Raw genomic sequence first — 7,174 nt, forward strand, 5'->3', positions numbered from 1 at the left:
CCTTTACGTGTGCACGTCATGGCCTAAGCGTATAAGCTGCAACGCGTCCCATGAGCCCATGTGTCCCTGAGACCCAATCAAAAAGCCCACGCATTCGCGTGGGCTTTTTGTTTCGCGCCCCGGCCAGCGAGGCGCACGAGAACCCGCGCTGAGCGTCAGATCTCGATCTTGGTCCCCAACTCCACCACCCGGTTGGCCGGGATGCTGAAGAAGTCCGTCGGCTTCGCGGCGTTCTGATGCATCCATGCGAACACCCGTTCGCGCCACACCGACATGCCCGGCAGTTGCGTCGGCACCACCGTTTCGCGAGCGAGGAAGAACGACGTGTCCATCAACTCGAAGGTCATGTCGTGCGTGCGGCCGACCTCGAGCAGCACCGCCTTCACATCGGGCGTTTCGTTGAAACCGTAGGCCGCCTTGACGAGATACAGACCGCCCTCGATATCCCTGACCGTCACGCGCTCCGCGTCGTTCACGTACGGAATATCGCGCGTCACGAAAGTCAGGAAGATCGTCCGTTCATGCAGCACCTTGTTGTGCTTCAGATTGTGCAGCAAGCTCACCGGCACCAGCGAATCGCTGCCGGTCAGATAGATCGCCGTACCCGACACGCGATGCGGCGGATGCGCGAGCAATCCCTGCAGGAACGGCATCAACGGAATACCGTCGGCGGCCGTGCGCTCCTTGACGATCATCCTGCCCTTGAACCAGGTCATCAGCAGGAAGAACAGCAGCGCGCCAATGCCCAGCGGCAACCAGCCGCCTTCTTCGACCTTCAGCAGATTGGCGCCGAAAAAGCCCAGGTCGACCGTCATGAACACGCCGATGATCAACGCCACCAGCAGCTTGTTCCAGTTCCACACCTTCACCATCACGACGCAGGCGAGGATCGTGGTGATCACCATCGTGGCGGTCACCGCGATACCGTACGCGGCGGCGAGATTGTCCGAGCTCTTGAAGGCGATCACGATGCACAGGATGATGAACAGCAGCATCCAGTTCACCACCGGCACATAGATCTGCCCGATCGCCAGTTCCGACGTGTGCAGGATCTTCATACGCGGCACGTAGCCAAGCTGAATCGCCTGGCTCGTCAGCGAATAGGCGCCGGAGATCACCGCTTGCGACGCGATCACCGTCGCCACCGTCGACAGCACGACGAGCGGCAGCAACGCCCAATCGGGCGCAAGCAGGAAGAACGGATTTTCGATGGCCTTTGGATCGTGCATCAGCAGCGCGCCCTGGCCGAAGTAGTTCAGCACCAGCGACGGCATCACCAGCAGATACCACGCCATGCGGATCGGCTTCGCGCCGAAGTGGCCCATGTCGGCGTACAGCGCTTCGGCGCCGGTCAGCACCAGCACGACCGAGCCGAGTACCACATAGGCCTGCAGCACGTGCGCGGCCATGAAGGAATACGCGTAATACGGGTTCAGTGCGCGGATCACGTTCGGCGACTGCAGGATGTGCCACAGGCCGAGCGCCGCGAGCACCACGAACCACACCACCATGATCGGACCGAACAGGCGGCCGACCATCGCTGTGCCGTGCCGCTGAATCCAGAACAGCAGAATCAGGATTACGATTGTCAGCGGCAACACCAGATGTGTCAGATTGGGCGCGGCAACCTCCAGACCCTCGACCGCCGAGATCACCGAGATGGCTGGCGTAATCACCGCGTCGCCATAGAACATGCAGGCGCCAAAGATGCCGAGCATCATCAGCAGCCCGACCTTTTTCGACTTCTCGTCGAGCGAACGCAGCGCCAGCGCCATCAGCGCGAGCACGCCGCCTTCGCCGTTGTTGTCCGCGCGCATCACGAACAGCACGTACTTGACGCCGACCACGATCACGATCGCCCAGAACATCAGCGAGATCACTCCGAGAATCGATTGATCGGTCAGCGGAATGCCGTGCGACGGGCTGAACGCCTCTTTCAGCGAATACAACGGGCTCGTGCCGATATCGCCGAACACCACTCCGATCGCGGCAATCGCGAGGGATGGCAGTGGCTGTTTGTGCACGTGATTGTTATCTGTCATAAACGCGAGGAAATCCGTTCCCTGAGCGGAAAAAACGACCGCTATTCTAAACTGCCCGCCTGACGCCGCCTGGCTTGTTGTGGATACGCCACGTGGATAGTCCGCGCAGTGTAGCACTGCGATTTGGGCGCGTCTGCTGTGCCGGGCGTTGGGTCGACCGTGTCGCCGGCGCCGGCATCACGCGCTTTGTCGAAGCGCCGTTCGAACGGCGCGCTAACGGGTGCGCATAAAAAAACGGAGCCCAACCGGGCTCCGTTTTGCGGGCTCTGCAATGAATACGACGCGATGGTTAAAGCGCCGAAGTCCACATCACTCTCCCGACGACTCCTGCGTCTGCGCGATCCCGCGCTTGATCCACGCGCCGAGGTTGTGCGGACGAACCGTGTCCCACTCCTCGAACGGCTGATGAATCCACGGATTGGTCGGCAGATACTGCACGTGGTAATCGGGCTTCACCTTCGAGCAGCCCTTGTACCAAAGCACCGCCGAACGCACCGAGGTAATCGCCGGATAGCGTTCCTTCAGATGCTGCTGAACGCGCGCCAGCGTCACGCCCGAATCGACCAGGTCATCGACCAGCAGCACGTTGCCGTGCAACTCGCCGCGCGTCATCGTGATGTATTGCGCGATGTCGAGTTCGCCCTGCTCCGTGCCGGCCGCTTCGCGATACGAGCTGGTGGCGAGAATCGCCAGCGGCAGATCGTAGATGCGCGAGAGCTGGTCGCCGACGCGCAAGCCGCCGCGCGCGAGGCACAGGATCTGGTCGAACTTCCAGCCCGACTCATGCACGGCCAGCGCCAGCAACTCGATCAGCCGGTGATACTCGTCCCAGCCGACCCACAGGTTCTTTTCATCGTTACGCGGATCTTTCATCGCGATCATCGGTACACCCTGCACCATTGCTTAAACCTTGAACGGATGACGCAGCAGGATGGTCTCGTCACGATCCGGACCGGTCGACACCATGTCGATCGGAATGCCCGCAACTTCCTGCACACGCGACAGGTACGCGCGCGCATTGGCCGGCAGCTTGTCCCATTCCTTGATGCCGACGGTGCTTTCCTTCCAGCCCGCGAAGGTTTCGTACACCGGCACGCAACGCGCGACTTCCGACGCGCCGCGCGGCAGCAGGTCGACCTTCACACCGTCGACCGTGTAACCGACGCACAGCTTCACTTCGTCGAGACCGTCGAGCACGTCGAGCTTGGTCATGCACAGACCCGACACGCCGTTGATCTGGATCGAGCGGCGCAGCGCGGCGACGTCGAGCCAGCCGGTGCGGCGCGGACGGCCGGTGACCGAGCCGAATTCCTTGCCGACGGTCGCCAGTTCCAGGCCGATCGCTTCCTGACGCGCGGCGTTGTCCGCGTCGTACAGTTCGCTCGGGAACGGGCCCGAACCGACGCGCGTGCAATACGCCTTGGTGATGCCGAGAATATAGTTCAGCTTTTGCGGTCCGACGCCCGCACCCGCGGTCGCCGCACCCGCCACGCAGTTGCTCGACGTGACGAACGGATAGGTGCCGTGGTCGATGTCGAGCAACGTGCCTTGCGCGCCTTCGAACAGCAGATTGCTGCCGGCGGCGTTGGCGTCGTACAGACGGCGCGACACGTCGGTGACCATCGGCTTCAGACGGTCGGCGTAGCTCAGCATCGTGTCGAGCGTTTGCTGGAAGTCGACAGCGGCGACGCCCAGGTATTGCGTGAGCACGAAGTTGTGATAGTCGAGGTTTTCGCGCAGACGTTCGGCGAAAATCTCCGGATCGAACAGATCCTGCACGCGCAAGCCGCGGCGTGCCACCTTGTCTTCGTAGGCCGGGCCGATGCCACGGCCGGTCGTGCCGATCTTGCTCGCGCCACGGCGCGCTTCGCGGCCCTGGTCGATGGCGATGTGATACGGCAGGATCAGCGTGGTGGCTTCGGAAATGAACAGGCGATTCTGGACATCGACCCCGGCGGCTTCGAGCTCGCCGATTTCCTTGAACAGCGCTTCCGGCGACAACACGACGCCATTGCCGATATAGCACGCGACGCCGGGATGCATGATGCCCGACGGAATCAGACGCAAGATGGTTTTCTTGCCGCCGATGATGAGCGTGTGACCGGCATTGTGACCGCCCTGGAAGCGAACGACGCCTTGAGCGTGGTCCGTCAGCCAGTCGACGATCTTGCCTTTGCCCTCATCACCCCACTGGGTTCCCACGACGACGACGTTACGCCCGGGGTTCACATTCACTGCGCTGGCAGACATGTTGTTTCGTAAGCTGGTTAAAAACGTATTCTACCTATGTTCGCGGAACCTTCCGAATTATTCCGTTTCCGCTCAACGGTATGCACGTTATGGTGGGTATCAGAAAGATGGCGCAGCCAGTGACCGCGCCCGGTTCGGCGGCACGTTCGCCGCCGTGTGAAATGCGCTAAGGATAGTCCTCAGACGGCTCGACCGGAACACGCTCAGGCGCGCGGTTCGACGACCCATGCACCGTTGCGCTCGACCAGCACGCGGTCGAACGCGAATTCATCCAGATCGTGCTCGTGCCCAGGCAGCGCCTGGATCACCACTTCGCCGGCATCGCGTAGCGCAGCGACGCTCACGCGCAGCGCGTCGTCGTGCTGCCACGGCGCGAGAATCGCGCTGCTGCGCGCTTCGACCGGCGAGATCCGCGCCACTTCGCGCAGATCGAGCGAAAAGCCGGTTGCCGCGCGAGCCCGGCCATAGGCCTGGCCGACGTGGTCATAACGGCCGCCGCGCGCCACCGCGTTCGGCACGCCGTCGACATACGCCGAGAACATCACGCCGCTGTGGTAAGCATAGCCACGCAGATCGGCGAGATCGATCATCACTTCGGCGCCGTCCACCTGGCTCGCGAGGAACGCGAGGTCGTCGAGCGCGCGAGCGATGGCCGGTGCGTTCGGCAAGCGCGCGCGGGCTTCGTCGAGCACCGACGCGTCGCCGTATAGCGTGGGCAGCGCGCGCAACGCGTCGCGGATCGCCGGCGTGAGCGCGGCGGTCAGTTCGACGAGGCGCGGCACGTCCTTGCCCGCCAACGCGTCATACAGCGACTGGCCGAGTTCGGCCGCGGCCGGCTCGGCTTCGATCAACGCCGCGAGCACGCCCGCGTGACACAGGTCGAGACGCACTTTGGCGAGGCCGGCCAGACGCAGCGCGTCGAGCATCAGTTGCTGGATTTCGAGGTCTGCCTCAAGGCCGGCGTGACCGTAGATTTCCGCGCCGATCTGGATCTGCTCGCGCGTTGCGTGCAGGCCGCGCGGCCGCGTATGCGCGACGTTGCCGGCGTAGCAAAGACGCGTGACGCCCTGGCGGTTCAGCAGGTGCGCATCGATACGGGCGACCTGCGGCGTGATGTCGGCGCGCAGACCGAGCGTGCGCCCGGACATCTGATCGACGAGCTTGAAGGTGCGCAGATTCAGATCGTGACCGCCGCTGGTGAGCAGCGACTCGAGGTACTCGAGCAGCGGCGGCATGACCATCTCGTAGCCGTACGAGCGGAAACGGTCCAGCAAATGGCGCCGCAACTCTTCGATCTTGCGGGCTTCCGACGGCAGCACGTCGGCAATATTCTCGGGAAGTAACCAGGTCGACATCGATACAGTCCTACGACGTTGAACACGGCGGCTGAAGGCGCCGGTAAGTGAGTGTGTGAATGGCGGGCGGCGGCTCGATTCTGGCGGCTATCGCTGGCATCGGCGCGGCCCGCAAGCGCCGCATCCGGCCGGCGCTGGTGGATGTTGCAACGCGCGCTCCCACGCCGAACACGGGAATCATTGCGAGCGAGCCACGCGCGCTGCCGAGTCGCCGGCGAGGCCCCTTCAGGTCACGACAAACAGCAGGATCAGCCCGAGCACCATCACGATCAGGCCGCCGACGCGAATCTGATGCGGGGGCCGTTCCGCTATTTTACGGAACGTGTCGCGCCAGGCGCTCGGAAAAACGAAGGGGAACATCCCCTCGATAATTAGCATCAATGCGATCGCGAGCAGTAACGAACCGGCTATATCCATGCGAATGAAGGGGCCGCGATGCGGATGCCGCGGCATTCCGGTTATCAGTGTTTGCGCGGGACCGCGGGAGCGTCCGGGGCAACGCCGCCGGTCGGGCTACGCATGAAGCGGAAGAACTCGTTGTTCGAGTCGACCACGATCAGGTCGCCCGGTTTGAAGGTCTTCCGGTATGCCTGCATGCTTTGATAAAACTGGTAGAACTGCGGGTCCTTGCCGAATGCGTCGGCGGCGATTTCCGCTGCCTTGGCATCGCCCTCGCCACGAATCGCTTGCGCCTGGCTGTACCCGTCGGCGAGTACCGCCTGCTGCCTGGCAATCGCGTCCGCCTTGATCTGGTTGGCCTCGGCCGCGCCCTTCGCGCGCTCGTCGGCCGCGATCTGCTCGCGTGCGGCGATCATCCGTTTGAAGACCGAATCAGCCATCGCCGCCGGGAAGTCGACGCGCGTCAGCTGCACGTCGACCACCGACACGCCCAGCGAGGCTGCGCTCTTGTCCATCGCGCCGCGCGCTTCCTCAGCGACGGTTTGCTGTTTGGCGAGCGCATCGGACAGCGTGAACCTGCCGAACGCATCGCCGAGCGCGCTGCGCGACAGCAGTGCGAGCCGGTCCGGCAGGCTCTGGACGTCGCCCCTGGTTTCGGCGAGCAGCTTGAGCGGATCGGTCACGCGAAACTTGACGACCGGATTGACCAGCAGAGGGGTCTTATCCGACGTCACGTAGCGGTCTTCATCCGGTGCGTCGAGCGACTGGATGCGGTTATCGACCAGCGTGACCGTTTGCAGCGGCGGCGGCAATTTGACGTGCAGCCCCGGGCCGAGCAACGTGGACGGCGTGTCGCCATGCGACGACAACACGGCCATGTGCCGCTGATCGACGATGAAGACCATCGACGAAGCCGCAAACAGCACGACGACGACAGCCACGACGAGCGCAATGATCTTGTTCATGAGGTGCGCTCCTTATTGAACGTCGTCTTCGCGCATGCGATTGCGGAAGGCGTCGCGTGAACGCAGCGAGGCGCCGCTGGCCGTGGGCTGGCTGGCGGGCGCGCTGCTCGCGGCGGGCGCGGATGCCGTGCCTGCCGCGGCGGCGGAAGCGCCCGACGGCGCA

General features: G+C 63.5%; 6 protein-coding genes. All 6 read right to left on the bottom strand.

The window, feature by feature from the left end:
- Positions 1-155 precede the first annotated feature (155 nt).
- Positions 156-2,042, bottom strand: a complete 1,887-nt coding sequence (locus tag HV744_RS28840; protein ID WP_175152763.1) for a potassium transporter Kup — start codon at positions 2,040-2,042, stop codon at positions 156-158.
- A gap of 309 nt (positions 2,043-2,351) precedes the next feature.
- Positions 2,352-2,942 carry a phosphoribosyltransferase gene (locus tag HV744_RS28845; RefSeq protein ID WP_175152764.1) on the bottom strand — a complete coding sequence of 197 codons (591 nt, stop codon included), beginning with the start codon at positions 2,940-2,942 and terminating at the stop codon, positions 2,352-2,354.
- A gap of 3 nt (positions 2,943-2,945) precedes the next feature.
- Positions 2,946-4,292 (bottom strand): adenylosuccinate synthase, encoded by a 1,347-nt coding sequence (locus tag HV744_RS28850; RefSeq protein WP_175152765.1) that lies wholly within the window; start codon positions 4,290-4,292, stop codon positions 2,946-2,948.
- A 203-nt stretch (positions 4,293-4,495) separates the two neighbouring features.
- Positions 4,496-5,647, bottom strand: a complete 1,152-nt coding sequence (locus HV744_RS28855) for an ATP phosphoribosyltransferase regulatory subunit (RefSeq protein ID WP_175152766.1) — start codon at positions 5,645-5,647, stop codon at positions 4,496-4,498.
- 225 nt (positions 5,648-5,872) lie between these two features.
- Positions 5,873-6,064: a DUF2065 domain-containing protein gene (locus HV744_RS28860; protein WP_106313426.1), complete on the bottom strand. Its 192-nt coding sequence runs from the start codon at positions 6,062-6,064 to the stop codon at positions 5,873-5,875.
- Positions 6,065-6,108: 44 nt separating this feature from the next.
- Positions 6,109-7,011, bottom strand: coding sequence for a protease modulator HflC (gene hflC / locus HV744_RS28865; RefSeq protein ID WP_175152767.1), 903 nt, complete (start codon positions 7,009-7,011; stop codon positions 6,109-6,111).
- Positions 7,012-7,174: the final 163 nt, after the last annotated feature.

This window comes from Paraburkholderia ultramafica, from assembly GCF_902859915.1.
GTDB lineage: Bacteria > Pseudomonadota > Gammaproteobacteria > Burkholderiales > Burkholderiaceae > Paraburkholderia > Paraburkholderia ultramafica.